Origin of the sequence: Cellulomonas fimi (assembly GCF_028583725.1) — a bacterium.
Lineage (GTDB): Bacteria > Actinomycetota > Actinomycetes > Actinomycetales > Cellulomonadaceae > Cellulomonas > Cellulomonas fimi_B.
In genome coordinates, this window is sequence record NZ_CP110680.1 from 2,392,109 (window position 1) to 2,409,038 (window position 16,930).

The 16,930-nt window shown below is 75.1% G+C and carries 16 protein-coding genes; 8 read left to right on the plus strand and 8 right to left on the minus strand.

Translation table 11 applies throughout. The features are described from left to right. Window positions 1–2: 2 nt before the first annotated feature. On the minus strand, window positions 3–986 hold the full coding sequence (locus OOT42_RS10890) for an AAA family ATPase (RefSeq protein ID WP_273651240.1): 984 nt from the start codon (window positions 984–986) through the stop codon (window positions 3–5). Between the two features lie 151 nt (window positions 987–1,137). Here OOT42_RS10890 and OOT42_RS10895 point away from each other — a divergent pair, with 151 nt between their 5' ends. The 5 genes from OOT42_RS10895 to OOT42_RS10915 all read left to right on the plus strand — a co-directional run bounded on the left by OOT42_RS10895 (window position 1,138) and on the right by OOT42_RS10915 (window position 6,819). Continuing rightward, the gene (locus tag OOT42_RS10895) at window positions 1,138–2,472 is read left to right on the plus strand and encodes a hypothetical protein (protein WP_273651241.1); all 1,335 of its coding nucleotides are present in this window, start codon (window positions 1,138–1,140) and stop codon (window positions 2,470–2,472) included. Beyond that, complete coding sequence (locus tag OOT42_RS10900) at window positions 2,469–3,914, plus strand: Hsp70 family protein (RefSeq protein ID WP_273651242.1); 1,446 nt, start codon at window positions 2,469–2,471, stop codon at window positions 3,912–3,914. The genes OOT42_RS10895 and OOT42_RS10900 overlap by 4 nt, the downstream gene beginning before the upstream one ends. Window positions 3,915–3,940: 26 nt before the next feature. Beyond that, window positions 3,941–5,446 (plus strand): sucrose phosphorylase, encoded by a 1,506-nt coding sequence (gtfA, locus tag OOT42_RS10905; protein WP_273651243.1) that lies wholly within the window; start codon window positions 3,941–3,943, stop codon window positions 5,444–5,446. A gap of 80 nt (window positions 5,447–5,526) precedes the next feature. Further along, window positions 5,527–5,790, plus strand: a complete 264-nt coding sequence (locus tag OOT42_RS10910; protein ID WP_273651244.1) for a hypothetical protein — start codon at window positions 5,527–5,529, stop codon at window positions 5,788–5,790. 153 nt (window positions 5,791–5,943) lie between these two features. Beyond that, the gene (locus OOT42_RS10915) at window positions 5,944–6,819 is read left to right on the plus strand and encodes a universal stress protein (protein WP_273651245.1); all 876 of its coding nucleotides are present in this window, start codon (window positions 5,944–5,946) and stop codon (window positions 6,817–6,819) included. 200 nt (window positions 6,820–7,019) lie between these two features. Here the strand turns inward: OOT42_RS10915 and OOT42_RS10920 are convergent, their stop codons facing one another. From OOT42_RS10920 to OOT42_RS10930, 3 genes are all read right to left on the minus strand, one after another. Next, window positions 7,020–7,295: a dsRBD fold-containing protein gene (locus OOT42_RS10920; protein ID WP_273651246.1), complete on the minus strand. Its 276-nt coding sequence runs from the start codon at window positions 7,293–7,295 to the stop codon at window positions 7,020–7,022. Between the two features lie 112 nt (window positions 7,296–7,407). Continuing rightward, window positions 7,408–8,655 carry a VWA domain-containing protein gene (locus OOT42_RS10925; RefSeq protein WP_273651247.1) on the minus strand — a complete coding sequence of 416 codons (1,248 nt, stop codon included), beginning with the start codon at window positions 8,653–8,655 and terminating at the stop codon, window positions 7,408–7,410. A 181-nt stretch (window positions 8,656–8,836) separates the two neighbouring features. Beyond that, a complete protein-coding gene (locus OOT42_RS10930) occupies window positions 8,837–9,244 on the minus strand; it encodes a hypothetical protein (RefSeq protein WP_273651248.1) in 408 nt (135 codons plus the stop codon). A gap of 255 nt (window positions 9,245–9,499) precedes the next feature. Between OOT42_RS10930 and OOT42_RS10935 the strand changes: the two genes are divergently transcribed. Continuing rightward, window positions 9,500–10,225 (plus strand): GNAT family N-acetyltransferase, encoded by a 726-nt coding sequence (locus OOT42_RS10935; RefSeq protein WP_273651249.1) that lies wholly within the window; start codon window positions 9,500–9,502, stop codon window positions 10,223–10,225. A 48-nt stretch (window positions 10,226–10,273) separates the two neighbouring features. On the opposite strand, the gene OOT42_RS10940 is transcribed toward OOT42_RS10935, so the two are convergent. Next, window positions 10,274–11,221: a DUF808 domain-containing protein gene (locus OOT42_RS10940; RefSeq protein WP_273651250.1), complete on the minus strand. Its 948-nt coding sequence runs from the start codon at window positions 11,219–11,221 to the stop codon at window positions 10,274–10,276. Between the two features lie 158 nt (window positions 11,222–11,379). Here OOT42_RS10940 and OOT42_RS10945 point away from each other — a divergent pair, with 158 nt between their 5' ends. After that, window positions 11,380–12,255, plus strand: a complete 876-nt coding sequence (locus tag OOT42_RS10945; RefSeq protein WP_273651251.1) for an alpha/beta fold hydrolase — start codon at window positions 11,380–11,382, stop codon at window positions 12,253–12,255. 94 nt (window positions 12,256–12,349) lie between these two features. Here OOT42_RS10945 and OOT42_RS10950 read toward each other — a convergent pair whose 3' ends face one another. Beyond that, window positions 12,350–13,252: a caspase family protein gene (locus tag OOT42_RS10950; protein WP_273651252.1), complete on the minus strand. Its 903-nt coding sequence runs from the start codon at window positions 13,250–13,252 to the stop codon at window positions 12,350–12,352. A 231-nt stretch (window positions 13,253–13,483) separates the two neighbouring features. Between OOT42_RS10950 and OOT42_RS10955 the strand changes: the two genes are divergently transcribed. Continuing rightward, complete coding sequence (locus OOT42_RS10955; RefSeq protein WP_273651253.1) at window positions 13,484–14,470, plus strand: hypothetical protein; 987 nt, start codon at window positions 13,484–13,486, stop codon at window positions 14,468–14,470. A gap of 11 nt (window positions 14,471–14,481) precedes the next feature. On the opposite strand, the gene OOT42_RS10960 is transcribed toward OOT42_RS10955, so the two are convergent. Next, on the minus strand, window positions 14,482–15,390 hold the full coding sequence (locus OOT42_RS10960) for a ribonuclease Z (RefSeq protein WP_273651254.1): 909 nt from the start codon (window positions 15,388–15,390) through the stop codon (window positions 14,482–14,484). Window positions 15,391–15,485: 95 nt separating this feature from the next. Next, the gene (gene pyk / locus OOT42_RS10965) at window positions 15,486–16,922 is read right to left on the minus strand and encodes a pyruvate kinase (RefSeq protein WP_273651255.1); all 1,437 of its coding nucleotides are present in this window, start codon (window positions 16,920–16,922) and stop codon (window positions 15,486–15,488) included. Window positions 16,923–16,930: the final 8 nt, after the last annotated feature.

Consider the following 16,930-nt stretch of genomic DNA (forward strand, 5'->3'; position numbering starts at 1 on the left):
TGTCACGCCTCGACGCGCTGCTGCGGTACCGGGATGGACGCGAGGAGCGTGCGGACCAGCTCGTCGGCGGTGTGGCCCTGCAGCTCCGCGTCCGGTTGCAGGACCATGCGGTGCGCGAGCACGGCCGGGGCGGCCGCCTTGACGTCCTGCGCGGTCACGAACGCCCGGCCCTGCGAGGCGGCCTGCGCGCGTGCCACCATCAGCAACCCGACGGCGCCACGTGGGCTCACGCCGAGCACGAGCTCGGACATGGTGCGCGTCGCGGACACGAGGGTGACGACGTAGTCGACGACGGCGGGCGCCGCGTAGACGACCCGCGACGCGATCTCGATCATCTGCACGAGGTCGGCGGCGGACAGCACGGGCTGCAGGTGCTCCGGGGTCTCGCCGCTCGCCCGGCTGATGAGGACGTCGCGCTCCGCCTCGTGCCCCGGGTACCCCATCGTCACGCGCATCTGGAACCGGTCGACCTGCGCCTGCGGCAGTGCGTAGGTGCCGCCGTCCCCGAGGGGGTTGAGCGTGGCGAGGACGATGAACGGGCGGGGCACCGCGTAGGGCACGCCGTCGACCGTCACCTGACGCTCCTCCATGCACTCGAGGAGCGCGGACTGCGTCTTGGGCGAGGCGCGGTTGATCTCGTCGCCGATGACGATGTTCGCGAACACCGCGCCGGGATGGAACGTGAACTCCCCACGCGCCGTGTCGTAGACCTGGACGCCGAGGACGTCCGACGGCAGCAGGTCGGGCGTGAACTGGATGCGGCGCATGCTGCCCTCGAACGAGCTGGACAGCGCCCGCGCGAGCGACGTCTTGCCGACGCCGGGCACGTCCTCGATGAGCAGGTGCCCCTCGGAGCACAGGCACAGGACCGCCTTGCGGACGACGTCGTCCTTGCCTCGGATGAACGAGGTCACGTTGCCGACCAGCGCCTCGAAGCGCTCGGCGAACCACTCGACGCGACCTGCTTCGCTGGTGTCCCCTGCCACCGTTCCCCCACGACCACGTCACGAATGTCGAGTTCGTGACGATACCCGCGGCGTTCGGCGGCGGGAATCACCCGTGCACGACTCGTCCCTTTCGTGCAGCCGCGCCCTATGATCCGAGAGCCAGGACCTTCGGGGGCTCAGGGGGTGGCCCATGGTGCGGCCAGACGTCGTCGTCCGCGACACGCGCGTCGAGGTCGCCCCCGGCGAGGTCGTCGAGGTGGCCGCCTCGGTGCACAACCCCTCCACGACGGTCGAGGACTACGAGCTCTCCGTCGTCGGTGTGCCCGGTGCCTGGTCGAGCGTCGCGCCACCCCTGGTCGCGCTGATGCCCGACGAGCAGCGCGACGTGACGGTGGTCCTGCGGCCCGGGACCGGCTGGTCCGCGCCCGTCGGCGAGCTCGCGTTCGGCCTCCGGTGCCGGTCCACGGTCGACCCTGCCGTGTCCGCCGTCGCGGAGGCCGACGTCGTCGTGACGGCCCAGCACGGCGCGTCCGTGCGTCTCCTGACCGTGTCGGGGACGGGACGCTGGCGGGGCCGCTACCGCGTCGACGTGACCAACACCGGCTCGGTCCCCGCGCAGGTGCAGCTCGAGGTGACGCAGCCCGAGGACGAGCTGGCGTTCGCGCTCCGCGACGCCACGCTCGAGGTCCGGCCCGGCGCGACGGCGAGCGCCTACCTCGTCGTGCGTCCACGCCGCCCGGGCGGCCCGGTACGCCGGCACGCGTTCTCGGTGGCGTGGCGCCTGGACCCGCCGACGGCCGAGGGCGTCGTCGAGGGGGCGTTCACGCAGCGTCCCGTCGTCCCGCGGCGTCCGGTGGTGACGGGTGCGGCGATCGCGGTGGTGGCCGTCGCGGCCCTCGCCGGGTACCGCGCGTGGCAGCCCGCTCCCGACCCCGCACCGGTGGCCGCGCCCGCCCCGGTGCTGATCTCCGCGGACGCGGTGCCGGGCGGGGTGCGGGCCGAGTGGCAGGCCGTGCCCGGCGTCGAGGGCTACCAGCTCCGCCGGACCGTCGGGGACGGTGGGGCCGTCGAGGGCACGCGCGACGTGGACGCGGCACAGACGGCCGACGTGTGGCCGGACCTGCCTGCCGGCGAGCACTGCCTCACCGTCGTGGCCGTGACCGGGGGCGAGGCGAGCGACCCGAGCGACCCGCTGTGCGCGACCGTCGCCGCCGCCGAGCCCGTGTCGGGCGTCGTCGTGGTGCACTACGTGGCGCCCATCGCCGACGTGGGCGCGTACGACCGCACGCGTGAGCAGGCCACGCTGCTCGCCGACGCTGGCGTCACGGTGGAGATCGCCAGGAGCGCCGAGGTCCCGGCCCTCGCGGCGCGGGGTGAGCCGTCGTACGTGCTGTACCACGGCGGCTTCGCAGACCGCGCCCAGGCCGACGCGTACTGCGCGCTGCTCGCGGACGCGGTCGCGATGTGCGAGCCCGTCGAGCCGTTGCCGGCGGACGAGGCGTCGCCGGCCGGCGGCGGCGGATGAGCTACTCGCTGAGCATCGACGCGGGCACGACGTTCACGTCGGCGGCGACCTGGCGGGACGGGCGCGCGACGACGGTCACGCTCGGCGCCCGGTCCGACGCCGTCCCGTCGGTCCTGTTCCTGCGGGACGACGACGTGATGCTCGTCGGGGAGGCGGCCGAGCGCCGCGCGGCCGGCGACCCGACACGGGTCGCGCGCGAGTTCAAGCGGCGGCTCGGCGACGACGTCGGGTACCGCCTCGGCGACCGGTCGTTCTCGGCGGCCGACCTCACCGGCACCCTCGTGCACTGGGTGCTGGACCAGGTCAGCGAGCGCGAGGGCGAGGCACCGGCGCACACCGTGCTCACGTGCCCGGCATCGTGGGGCTCCTTCCGCAGGGACGAGCTGGTCCGGGCCGCAGGGCGCGCGGGGCTGGCTCGGGTGGGTCTGCTCGACGAGCCCACCGCGGCGGCCGCCTACTACGCGACGCTGCGCCGCGTCGACGCCGGTGCGCTCGTCGCGGTGTACGACTTCGGGGGCGGGACGTTCGACGCGGCGGTCCTGCGCAAGACGGGCGACGGGTTCGAGAGGTGCGGCGAGCCCGGCGGCGACGACGAGGTCGGCGGTGTGGACTTCGACGTCGCGCTGCTGCGTCACGTCGCGGCCGTCGCGGGCGTGGACCTCGCGTCGATCGACCTCGAGGACCCGGACGTGCGCGCCGCCGTCGCGGAGCTGCGGGCCGCGTGCGTCGCGGCGAAGGAGGCGTTGTCGTCCGACGTGGTCGCCGACGTGCACGTCGTGCTACCGGGGACGGACCGTCGGGTCCGGGTGACGCGCGCGGAGCTGGAGGACCTCGAGGATGTGCGCGAGCCGGTCCGGCGGACGGTCGAGTGCCTGGCACGGACGCTCGACGGTGCGGGTGTGCGGCCCGCGGAGCTCGACGGTGTGCTGCTCGTGGGCGGGAGCAGCCGGATCCCGCTGGTCGCGCGCACGATCGCCGCGGAGCTGGGCGCCCCGACGCTGGTCGACGTCCATCCCAAGCACGCGGTGTGCCTCGGCGGAGCGGTCGGCGTGGGAGGGCGGACGCGTGCCCCCGCCGCTGCGCGGGCGTCCCGGAGCCCGGACGTCGGCCCGCGGGACGCCCCGCCGGTGCCGGAGCCGGTGGAGCCGGCCGACGCAGCCGTCGCGCGCCGGATGTTCGCGCAGCTCCCCGCGGAGCCGCCGGGCTCGCTGGACGTGGACCTCGCGCGGACCGGGCTCGTCGCGCCGCTGGACGTGGTCACGGACGCGCCACGGCCGCGCGTGGCGACCACCTGGCGCGTGACCGACCGGGACGAGCCGGTGGTGGCACGCCTCGACGCGGCGGCGCCGGCCGTGGCACGGCGTCAGTGGGTACCGGCGGCGGCGCTGCTCGTCGGCATCGGCGTGCTCGTCGCCGTGCTCAGCGTCCTCGGCGGCCGCTGAGCACGACGCGCGTTCAGGAGGACGACATGGCACTGCGCAACCAGGTCCAGCTCATCACCTACGCCGACCGGCTCGCGGGCGACCTGCCCGGGCTCGCGCGCCTGCTGCGCTCCCCCGCGCTCGACGGCGTCTTCGGCGGCGTGCACGTGCTGCCGTTCTTCACGCCGTTCGACGGCGCCGACGCGGGCTTCGACCCCGTGGACCACACGCAGGTCGACCCGCGGCTCGGCACCTGGGACGACGTGCGCGACCTCGCGACGACGCACGACGTCGTCGTCGACCTCATCGTCAACCACGTCTCGGCCGACTCCCCCGCGTTCCGCGACGTCCGCGAGCGCGGTGACGCGTCCCCGTACGCGTCGATGTTCCTCACGATGTCGTCGGTGTTCCCCGCGGGCGCGACGGAGGACGACCTGACGCGGATCTACCGGCCGCGGCCCGGCCTGCCCTTCACCCCGGTGCGGCTGGGCGACCGGCTGCGGTACGTGTGGACGACGTTCACGCCGCAGCAGGTGGACGTCGACGTGCACGCGGAGGCGGGGCGCGCGTACCTGACCTCGATCCTGGACGCGGTGGCCGGGGCCGGCGTGCGGCTGGTGCGGCTGGACGCGGTCGGGTACGCGGTGAAGACGCCGGGGACCACGTGCTTCATGACGCCGGAGACGTTCGCGTTCATCGAGGACTTCACGGCGCAGGCGCGCGAGCGCGGCGTGGACGTGCTGGTCGAGGTGCATGCGTACTACGAGCGGCAGGTGCAGATCGGGCGGTCGGTGGACCTGGTGTACGACTTCGCGCTGCCGCCGCTGGTGCTGCACGCGCTGTACACGGGCGACGGGACCGCGCTCGTGCGGTGGCTGGGGATGCGGCCGGCGAACGCGGTGACGGTGCTGGACACGCACGACGGGATCGGGGTGATCGACGTCGGTCGTGACCAGACCGTCGAGCCGGGCGACCCGGAGCGTCCGGGGCTGCTGACGCCCGCGCAGGTCGACGAGCTCGTCGAGGGGATCCACGCGCGCACGGGGGGCGCGTCGGCGCGGGCGACGGGTGCGGCGGCGTCGAACCTCGACCTGTACCAGGTGAACTCGACCTTCTACGACGCGCTGGGCCGTGACGACCGGCGGTACCTGGCGGCGCGGGCGCTGCAGCTGTTCACGCCGGGGGTCCCGCAGGTCTACTACGTGGGTGCGCTGGCGGGCGGCAACGACGTGGACCTGCTGGCGCGCACGGGGGTCGGCCGGGACGTGAACCGGCACCACTACGCGCCGGACGAGGTCGCCGAGGCGCTGGCGCGCCCGGTGGTGCGGGCGCAGCTCGCGCTGTGCCGGTTCCGCAACACGCACCCCGCGTTCGACGGCGACGTCGAGGCCGGGCTCGACGGGTCGCGGCTCACCCTGGCGCGGCGCTCGGGCGGCGCGGTCGCGACGCTCGACGTGGACCTCGCGTCCGGGGACGCGCGGGTGACGTGGACGGACGCGGAGGGTGCGGTGGGGTGGTGCGACGACCTGCTGCGCCCCCCGACGGGCTGGTGAGCGGTCGGTGGCGGGGACCTTCGCCCCTCGCCGCGCACGCGCCGGTGCGGTGTGCTGGTGGCGGGAGGACGGAGAGGACCATGGCGGCACACGGACGGGACGAGGCGGCGTTCGTCGCGGCGCACGACGCGCTCGTGACCGCGCGTCGCGCGCAGGCACGGCTCTGCGCCGCCCTGCGCGGGCGGCGCGGAGTGTGCGGTGTCGGGCTGACGCGGCGGGGCGACGGCTACGCGCTGCGCGTGAACGTGGTGCACCCGGGGGTGCACGTGCCCGCCGTGGTCGACGGCGTGCCGGTCGAGGTCCGCACGACGGGCCGCTTGACGGCGCACGCCGTGACGGGCTGAGCCCGCCCGCACCGGGTGCGGAACCGCCCGGACCACCACATCCGGGACCCAGGTCCCAACCGGCGCGCTCCCGACCGGCGCACGCTGGGAGGGACGCGGCACCGAGGCCGACGGACAGCCGGCCCCGCCGCCGCCGGAGCGGAGGAGGCAGCGATGCGTGCCGACGGACCGGTGGTCGTCGCCCTGGACGGCTCACCCCACAGTGCACTGACCCTGGACTGGGCGGCCCACGAGGCCGAGCGGCGCCGTGCCGCGCTCCTGCTGGTGCGCGTGCTCGACGACACGTGGCAGACGATGGCGTGGAGCTGGTACCCGGTCGTCGACCTCGGGGACCTCGCGACCGAGGTCAAGGAGTACCTCGACGTGCAGGCGCACCTCGTCGAGGAGCGCCACCCGGACCTCACGGTCGAGACGCGGGCGCTGCACGGGCGGGTCGTCCCGTGCCTGCGTGACGTCAGCGACGACGCCGTGCTGCTCGTCGTCGGGGCGCGCGTGCGCTCGGGCGGCGCGCGCACCGGGTCGACGGGCGTGCACGTCGCCGCGCACGCCCGGTGCCCGGTGGCGGTGGTCCGCTCGGACCCGCAGCGCCCGACCGCACCCGACGCCGCGGTCGTCGTCGGCGTCGACGGGTCGCCGGCGTCGCTCGTCGCGGCGCGGCTCGCGGCCCGCGAGGCGGTGCTGCGGGGGCGGCCGCTGCGGGTCGTGCACGCGCGCCCGACGATCCCCGACCCGTTCGGCCGCGGCAGCGTCCCGCCCGTCGCGACGGACGACGAGGACCACCCGACGCACCGCGCGGCGGCGGCCGTGACCGACACGCTGCGCGCGGAGAACGACGGACTGGCGGTCGACCTGGCGCTCGTCGACGACGACCCGGCCGACGCGCTCGTGAACCTCGGCACCGGCGCCGCGCTGCTCGTCGTCGGGTCGCGAGGGTTGGGCAGCTTCCGCGGGATGCTGCTGGGCTCCGTCAGCAGCGCGGTGCTCCGCGAGGCGACGGTGCCGGTGGTCGTCGTGCACGACGACGGCTGACGAGCGAGTACGGGGCGGCCGGTGCCGGTGGGCTGCAGGTGACCGGCCGCTCCCCGCGGCGACCGACAGGTCCGTGGACGATCGCCACGGCCCGCCGGTCGCCGGCACGCGAGGACCCGGGACCGCGAACGGCCCCGGGTCCTCCCGCGTGCGTGTCCGGCCGGCACGCGTGCGCCCACCCGCCCGAGCGGGGTGGTCCGTCAGCAGGCGGTGAGCAGCTCGTCACGCTCGAGCCCGGACACCTCGCCGGCCTCCAGCACGAGCCGGCGCGCGAGGTCGCGCAGCGCTCCGGCGACCGCGAGCGCGTGCCGCGTGGACGTCGGGTCGTCGTCGGTCTCCGGTGCGCGCGAGCGGCCGTAGCCGTCGACGGTCGTGCCGTCGGCGGCGGCCAGCACGGCGTGGGCCCTCGTGAGGGGACCGCGGGCGTCGTCGGGCGTCTCGACCAGGTAGACGGTTACTTCCCAGGGGTGCGACATGGCCTGCTCCTCTCCGTCGGCGGGGCGCCGCCGGGGTGGAGGCGCCTGGCGATGACTCCATCGTCCCCGGTCGGGGGCCGCCTGCCGTGGTCCGGAGGTCCCGGGTGGTGCGTCAGCGGGTGCCCACGAGCGCCGGGTGCCCGGCCGGGTAGTAGGCCCGGACCCAGTCGGGGAACTCGTGCACCAGGCGGTCGTACAGCTCGCTGTCCGCGACGGCGTCGATGTCGTCGAGCGCGAAGAACCCGGTGTTGTCGACCGCGCGGCCCCGGAGGTCGTCGAGCCGCGCGAGGATCCCGTAGCTCGAGCGGCCGAGGCCGATGAACTGCCAGAACACCGCGGCCGGGACGGCGGCGCGGATCGCGGCCTCGGTACCGCGGTTGTCGGTGACGCCGCCGTCGTGGAAGAACAGCACGAGCGTGGGCACGTCCGACGACTGGGTGGCGACGTAGCGGAGCACCTCGTCGATGGCGGCACGCTCGTTGTTGACGCCGCCCGCCTCGACGGGCCGCTTCGACGTCCAGCGCTCGAGCCACTGCGGCAGGTCCCCGACCTGGAGGTCGTCGACGCGGACGCCGCGTGCGCCCATGAGGAACATCTGCATCTCGGCGTCGTCGTCGAGCGCCGCGGCGACGGGCATGATCCGCTCGACGGCGCGCGTGAAGACGCCGTGCCGGTAGAGGCCGGCGGTCGAGCCGCTGACGTCGAGCACGCCGATGACGCGGGCGCGCAGCCCGGACGCGCCCTTCTTCTCGAGGGAGACCGTCACGAGCTTCTTGCGCAGGTCGAGCGTCTCGCGCATCTGCGGGGGCAGCTTCTCGGCGCCCTTCGTCAGGGACACGGCGGGCTCGGGCGTCGGTGCGGGGGCGGCGGGGGCCGACGGCTCGTCGGCCACGTCGACGCCGAAGTCGCGGGCGAGACCCGCGAGGCCGTCGGCGTAGCCCTGGCCGACGGCGCGGACCTTCCACGCGTCGCCGCGCCGGTAGACCTCGCACAGGACGAGCGCGGTCTCGGTGGACAGGCCGTCGGGCGCGTAGTGCGCGACGAGGGGCCCGGCGGTGAGCGTGAGGCTCACGCCGCCGACCGTGGCGAACGTGTGCCCGTCGGTCGCGGGCGACGCGACGAGGACGACGCGGTCGGCGCCCGGGCGCAGCGACCCGAGCGTGAGGTCGAGGGTGCGGCCCGTCAGCCGGGCCCCCGGTGCCTCGGTCTGGTTGTAGAACACCATGTCGGCGTCGCTGCTGACCGTGCCCGACGCGTCGAGCACGAGCGCGGTGAGGTCGACCGCCCCGGCCACCTCGACGCGGACGGCGGTGCCGGGCAGTGGGACGTTCTGGCCGGCGGACAGCGTGGTGTCGGACATGGGGTCCTCTCGGTCGTCGACGGTCGTGCGCTGCGGCACGGGGGCCGGGCACGCCCCCGAGGGTAGGGCGCGCACGTGCCCGACCAGCGGTGTTCCGTGGCGCGTCACCCGTGCCGCGCGCGTCGGGTGGCACCGCGACGGGCCGGGCGGGAGGAGTCCCGCCCGGCCCGGGGTCGTCGGCTCAGGCCCCGCAGTGCGTCCGGACGTAGATCGGCCAGTGGTGGTCGTAGGTGACCGGGCCGTCGTCCCAGTTGACGTCGAAGGCGATCGAGCCGGTGTACTCGTCGGCGAGCAGTCGCTGCTCGCCGGTGATCGTCCCGCCCGGCGGGAGCCGGTTCGGCAGCCCGACGAGCGGCCTGCCGGCCGGTTCGACGCGGACGTTGCCGATCGTCCCGGCGACGTCGGCGTGGCTGGTGAGCTCCCACGTGACGACCCACCGTTCGGCGACGGGGTCGCACACGGCGAGACCGCGAACGGCGACGAAGCGGCTGCCGTCGGCGGCCGCGGGTGACGCGGCGAGCCCGGCGATCATGAGGAGGGTGACGAGTGCGACCCCGGCGCGGCGGGCGCGGGTCGGTGCGTGACGCATGGACGTGTCTCCCTGGACGGTGGTGTGGAGGTGGGTGTGCCGGCCGCTCGCGATCGGCCGGCACCGTGGTGGGAGCGCGCTCACGGTGCTCTTGGATGCTGGCGCCCGGACGCGCGGGGGTCAAGGTGTCCGGTGCGACCGGTCTCACTGCGCGGGACGCACCGGCCGCGCGCGTCGGGATCGTCGCAGCACGGGCTACGGTCCTGCGGCGGGTTCCCCGGGACCGCTGGACGACGACGAGGAGGACGAGCAGCCGTGACGGTCGAGCCGACGACTCCCCCGCAGGCCGACGAGCACGTGCTCGACAACCCGGCCTGGCACTCGCTGGTCGGCCGGCACGCCGCGCTGTCCGAGGGGAACGCGCTGGCCCGCCGCTTCCTGCCGGACGTGTCGGTCTTCGCGGGAGTCCGGTCCTGGGAGCACCCCGACGTGTGGGACGCCGTGCTCGACCTGGTCGGGCCCGGGGCGCTGTTCCCGTTCTCCGGCGCCGACCCGGTGCTCCCGCCGGGCTGGGAGGTCGCGAGCCGCGGGGAGGGCGTCCAGCTCGTCGAGTCCGACCGCCTGGAGACGCTCCCGGACGACGAGGCTGTCGTCCTCGGCGCGCACGACGTGCCGGAGATGCTCGACCTGGTCGCGCGGACCCAGCCCGGACCGTTCGCGCCACGCACCCACGAGCTCGGCCGGTACGTCGGTGTCCGTCGTGACGGCCGGCTCGTCGCGATGGCGGGCGAGCGGCTTCAGCCGGACGGCTGGACCGAGATCAGCGCCGTGTGCACGGACCCCGCGTTCCGCGGTCAGGGGCTCGCGACGCGCCTCGTGCTCGACGTCGCGCACCACGTCCGGGCGCGGGGCGAGCGGGCGCTGCTGCACGCGGCCGCCACGAACACCGGAGCGATCCGCATCTACGAGCGCCTCGGGTTCGACCTGCGTCGCCGGACCGCGTTCGGCGCCCTGCGCACCCCGGACCGCACGACCCGTTGACGGCACCCGAGCACCGTCGGGCGTCCCGGCCGCGGCGCCGCCGACGGCTCAGTGCGCGGCGGCGGCCTGCTTGCGTCGCGGGACGAGGTGCAGGAGCCCGACAAGCACCGCACCGACGACGAGGCCGACGAGCGCCGACCCGAGCGTGTCGACGAGCCAGGCCAGGAGGCCGCCGACGCCGGGCACGTGGTGCACGGCGTCCTCCAGGTGGTGCAGCAGGTCCATCGGCACGTGCCAGCCGAGCGTGTCGACGCCGGACAGCAGGATGTGCCCGCCGACCCAGAGCATCGCGACGATGCCGACGGTGGACAGCACCGAGAGCACCTTGGGCATCGCGCGCACGAGGACGCGGCCGGTCGCCGCGGCGGCGGCGTTGCTGCGCCCCGCGAGGTGCAGGCCGATGTCGTCCATCTTCACGATGAGCGCGACGACCCCGTAGACGAGCACGGTGATCGCGAGCGCCACGACCGCGAGGATGACCGCGCGGGACACCAGGGGCTCGTCGGCGACCTCGTTGAGGGCGATGACCATGATCTCGGCCGAGAGGATGAAGTCGGTGCGGATCGCGCCGCCGACCATCGTCTTCTCCGTGTCGGCGCCCTGGGCCGCGACCGGCGTGCTCGTGTGCTCCTTCGCGTGCCCGCTGACGAGCTCCCAGATCTTCTCCGCACCCTCGTACGACAGGTACGCGCCGCCCACCATGAGGATCGGGGTGAGCAGCCACGGCAGGAACTGGCTGAGCAGCAGGGCCGCGGGGAGGATGAACAGCAGCTTGTTGCGCAGGGAGCCGACCGCGATGCGGCGGATGATCGGCAGCTCGCGGTCCGGCGTGAAGCCGTGCACGTAGCGCGGGGTGACCGCCGTGTCGTCGATCACGACGCCGGCCGCCTTCGCGCTGGCCCGCCCGGCCGCCGCCCCCACGTCGTCGACCGACGCCGCGGCGAGCTTCGCGAGCGCCGCGATGTCGTCCAGGAGCGCAGCGAGACCGCCTGCCATCAGACCTCCTTCACCGGCCCGGTGGCCGTCCGTCGGGGCGCCGGGTGTGTGGTCGCCTCGCGCAAGGCTAGGCCGCGACGGGCGTGGCGGCGCGTCGCGTCCGCCGGCACGGCCGGGTCGGCGGGTGACGGGGCCTGTCGTGCCGCAGCATGGGGCGCATGCCCGAGTCCACGATCCACGAGCTCGAGCTCGACGTCCCGGTGCCCGGCGGGGTGCTGCACGCCTACGACACGGGTCCGGCGACCGCGCCCGACGGCCGCGCCGCGCTCCCGCTGGTGTGGTGCCACGGCACGCCGAACATCGGCGCCCCACCGCGGCCGCTCCTCGGTCCGGCGGCGCGCCTGGGCCTGCGTCTCGTCTCGTACGACCGGCCCGGCTACGGCGGTTCCACGCCGCGGCCCGATCGCACCGTCGGTTCCGCCGCGGGCGACGTCGCCGCGGTCCTCGACGCGCTCGGGCTCGACCGGTGCGCGGTCGTCGGCCACTCGGGCGGCGGCCCGCACGCGCTGGCCTGCGCGGCGCTGCTGCCGGGACGCGTGGTCGCGGCGGTCAGCGGTGCCGGGCTCGCCCCGGCCGACGCCGACGGGATCGACTGGTTCGACGGCATGGCCGCGTCGGGAGTCGCGTCGCTGCGCGCGGCCGCCGCAGGCCGGGCGGCGAAGGAGCACCACGAGCGCACCGCTCCCCCGTACGACCCGGAGTTCACCGCGTCCGACCTCGAGGCGCTGCACGGCCACTGGGCGTGGTTCGACGAGGTCGTGGGGCCTGCCGCGGCGCAGGGACCCGCGCCGCTCGTCGACGACGACCTCGCGTACGTGACGCCGTGGGGCTTCGACCCGCGTGACGTGCACGTGCCCGTCCTCCTGCTGCACGGGGCCGACGACCGCGTCGTGCCCGTCGCGCACGCCCGCTGGCTCGCCGACCGGCTGCCGGACGCCGAGCTGCGCGTCGTGTCCGGCGCCGGGCACATCGCGGTGCTCACGGCCGCACCGGACGCGCTGCGCTGGGTCGCGGACCACCGTCCCGCCGGCTGACGCGGCACCGTCGCCGCGCTCGGGCGCCTCGCCGGGCGCGGGTCCGCCCCGCCAGGCACGCACGGCCTGCCGGGGCGGCGTCCGCGGACCGGGCTCAGGCCGCGGTCGTGGTGCCCCCGGGCGGGGCGATGGTGAACGGCTGCTGCCCGACGAACGCGTCGTCACGCGCGCCCATCGGGAAGAAGTTCGGCTGCTGCCGGGACGGCATCTGGTCGAGGACCTTGCGGTGCAGGTCGGCGTACGTGCCGGAGAAGCTGCCCTCGTCCCACACGCGCAGCAGCGTCCCGGTGAACTCGCCGTTGACGGGACCGTCGTACGAGTACTGGTCGTCCTGGCAGCCGGAGATGAGCAGCACCGACGCGGCGACGTCCTCGTCGGTGGTCGGGCCCGCGAGCGACTGCACGAACTCGTACGTGGTGCGGCGTGTCTTGTCGTCCTTCTCCGCGACGCCCCGCGGCATGACGCGCGCGACGGCCTCCGGCGGCAGCACGGCGGGCGGGCCCCCGCGGGCGCCCGGCTCCAGGCCGAGGTCGCGCTCACGTTCCTGCTGCAGCAGCGCGTCGCGCTCGACGTCCCGGACCACCGAACCGCTGTGGCAGCTGTCGCTGAGCACGAGCACCCGGACGCCCGGCGCGAACTGCGCGTACATGCGCCGCAGCTCGTCGTCGAGGACCTGGCGGTCGAACAGGACCCACGTCTCGTCCTGCTGGTCCGGCTCGTCGCCGTCGATGTCGGCCACCTGGCCGCCGTGGCCCGAGTACGTGAACAGGACGAGATCGCCGGCGACGGCCTTGCGCGCGTACGCGCCCATCTGCGTGATCACGGCCTGCGACGTCGCGGCCGCGTCGAGCAGCTGCACGGGCTCGAACCCCGTGGCGGTCGCGAGCCGCAGCATCGCGTTCGCGTCGTTCACGCACCCGTTGAGCTTGCCGTCCCAGCCGCCGTAGGCGTCGGGGTCCACCCGGTTGAGCCCGATGTGCAGCGAGTAGCCGGTCATGGTCGTCGTCCCCCTCGTCGAGTTCCTGCACCGGCCAGCGTCCCACCGTCGCCGGGGCGGGTCCAGACGCTTTGTCCCGATTTCGCCCACTTCTCGCCCGCCCTCGGCCACGACCAGGTGAACTTTCGTCGTGACGGTTGTGCAGGCCCCGCTGACCCGCGCAGCATTCGGGGTGCGCCCGGCAACCCGGAGGACACCGGCGGCTCCGTGGCGCCCACGTCAGGGGGAACGATGCCTCAGCCGCAGCGCACCACGCTGCCCGCGCCACCCGCCCGCCGCCGGCGCGCCCGCGGGGCGCTCGCCGCGCTCGCCGCCGCGTCCGCGCTGGCCGTGACGCTTCCGGCACCCGCCGGCGCGTCCTCGCCCGAGGTCCGCCCGCTCGGCGTCGACGAGTGCGCCGTCGACGTCAACGCCCACGGCGTCGTGCTCACCGACACCCACCTCGTCGACCGCGGCCGGGTCCTCCCCCTCCCCGGCGGCCTCACGTCCGGCGTCGCCCTCAACGACCGCGGCCAGGTGGCCGGGCTCGTCGACGGGCACGCCGCGTTCTGGGACGGGCGGCGCCTGCACCGCATCGGCGTGGTCGACCCCGCCGACACGTTCGAGGCCGTCTCCTCGGTCAGCGGTCGCGGCGAGGTGGTCGGCACCTCCGGGACGTTCGGCGGCGAGCGGCACGCGTGGCGGTGGCGCGACGGCGTGCTCACCCCGCTCCCCGGCCTCGGGGGCTCGACCGGCGCGAACGACGTCAACGACGCCGGGCAGGTCGTCGGCGACGCATGGCTCGGGGCCCGGCAGGTGCCGGTCCGCTGGGAGCCCGACGGCACGCTCACCACGCTCCCGACGCTCGGCGACGGCACCGGTGACGCGCTCGCCGCGGCGCTCGACTCCAAGGGCCGCTCCGCGGGGTACTCCTACACCGACGGCGCCATGCACGCCGCGCGCTGGTCCGCGGACACCGCCGTGACGGACGTCTCCGTCCCCGGCCACGGGTTCAGCATCGTCGCCGACCTCAACGACCGCGGGGTCGCGGTCGGCAGCACCGTCCCGCCCGGCCTGCCCCAGCACGGGTTCGTGCAGCAGCCCGGAGCCCCGGTCCGGCTCGTCAGCCCGCCCGACGGCGCCGACGCGCTCGTGCTGTCGGCCGTCAACGAGCTCGGCCTGGCCGTCGGGTGCGTCGTCGACGACGACGGCCTCCACGCCGTGAGCTGGCGCGGCTGACCGCACCCGCGTCAGCGGACCCGGCGGCGAGGCGGGAGCGGCACACGGTCGAGGTCGTCCACCGCCAACACCGCGGTGCCGCCAGGACGGTGCGACGTCGCCGCGGCGGCCCGCGCCTGCTCGACCAGCCGCGTCACGTCCGTGTACCGCGACGAGAAGTGCGTGAGGACCAGCGTCCCCACCCCGGCCGCCCCGCCGAGCGCGCCCGCCTGCCCCGCGGTCAGGTGGAGGTGCTCGCGCGCGAGCGCGACGTCCTCGTCCGCGTACGTCGACTCGGCGACGAGCAGGTCGACACCCTGCGCGAGGGCGAGCGCGCCGTCGCACGGCGCCGTGTCCATGACGAACGCGAACGACTGCCCGCGCCGCGGGACGCTCACGTCCTCGACCCGCACGTCCCCGAGCCGCCCTCGCTCGAGCAGCACGCCGACGTCGGGGCCGCGCACCCCGGCCGCAGCGAGCCTGGCCGGCAGCAGCGTCCGCCCGTCCGGCTCCGTCAGCCGGTACCCGAACGTGTCCACGCGGTGCCGCAGCGGCTCGACCCGCAGACCGGGCGCCACCTCCCCTGCCGCGCGGTGCGGGCGCAGCCGCACGTCCACCCCGGGGCGCGCCAGCGCGACCAGCGCGCGCACCACCGGGTCCGCCGACGCCGGGTAGTGCACCGGCACCGGGTGCCCGACACCGTCCAGCGACATCCGCGACAGGATGCCGGGAAGCCCGAACGTGTGGTCGCCGTGCGCGTGCGTCAGGCAGATGCGGGTGACGGCCGACGACGCCACCCCGGCGAGCAGCAGCTGCCGCTGCGTGCCCTCGCCCGGGTCGAGCAGGAGACCCTGGTCGTCCCAGCGCAGCAGGTAGCCGTTGTGGTTCCGCGTGCGCGTCGGCGCCTGCGACGCCGTCCCCAGCACCACGAGCTCGCGCACCGCGCTCCTCTCGCCAGGACGACGAACGGGCCCCGGATCACCGGGGCCCGTTCGTCCAGCTCCTCGGCACCTCGGGTGCCGTCGGACGTCGTGCGTCAGGCGACGCGACCGCCCGGGTTCTCCTCGTCGCCGATCTTGTGCACGACGATCGAGTTCGTCGACCCGACGACGCCGACCGGCGCACCCGAGACCACGACGACGTAGTCGCCGACCTCGGCCAGGCCGTTCGCGCGGAGCGTCTGGTCCACCTGCGCGACCATGTGGTCCGTGCTCTCGACCGTGGGCACCTGGTAGGTCTGCGTGCCCCAGCTCAGCGACAGGACGTTGCGCACCGACTCGACCGGCGTGAACGCGAGCAGCGGGATCGACGAGCGCAGCCGCGACATGCGGCGGGCCGAGTCACCGGACTGCGTGAACGTCACGAGGTACTTCACGCCGAGCGTCTCGCCGATCTCGGCGGCCGCGCGCGTGATCGCACCGCCGCGCGTGTGCGGGGTCGACCCGAGCGGCGCGATGCGCTCCCGGCCGAGCTCCTCGGTCGCCTCGATGATGCGGGCCATCGTGCGGACCGTCTCGATCGGGTAGTCGCCGACGCTCGTCTCGCCCGAGAGCATGACCGCGTCCGCGCCGTCGAGCACCGCGTTCGCGCAGTCCGAGGTCTCGGCGCGCGTCGGGCGGGGGTTCGTCGTCATCGACTCGAGGACCTGCGTCGCGACGATGACCGGCTTCGCGTTGCGGCGGGCCAGCTCGACCGCGCGCTTCTGCACGAGCGGCACCTGCTCGAGCGGCAGCTCGACGCCCAGGTCGCCGCGGGCGACCATGATGCCGTCGAACGCCGCGACGATCTCGGCGAGGTTGTCGACGGCCTGCGGCTTCTCGATCTTGGCGACGACCGGGACGACCCGGCCCTCCTCCTCCATGATCCGGCGGACGTCGTCGTAGTCCTTGGCGTTGCGCACGAAGGACAGCGCGATGATGTCGGCGCCGATCTGGATCGCCCAGCGCAGGTCGGCCTCGTCCTTGTCGCTCATCGCGGGGACGGACACCGCGACGCCCGGCAGGTTCAGGCCCTTGTTGTTCGAGACCGGACCCGGGACCTCGACGCGCGTGATGACGTCGTTGCCCTCGACCGCCGTGACGCGGACGAGGACCTTGCCGTCGTCGATGAGGATCGGGTCGCCGGGCGAGACGTCGCCCACGAGGCCCTTGAACGTCGTCGAGACGCGGTCCTTGGTGCCCTCGATGTCGTCCGTCGTGATCGTGAACACGTCGCCGACGGCCAGGTCGTGGCGACCCTCGATGAAGCGGCCGAGACGGATCTTCGGGCCCTGCAGGTCGACGAGGACCGCGACCGAGCGACCCGAGGCCTTCGACGCCGCGCGCACGTTGTCGTAGACCTTCTTGTGCGCCTCGGTGTCGCCGTGGCTGCGGTTGATCCGTGCGACGTCCATCCCGGCGTCGACGAGGGCCTGGATCTGCTCGGCGGACTCCGTCGCGGGTCCGATGGTGCAGACGATCTTTGCTCTACGCATGGCTCGAG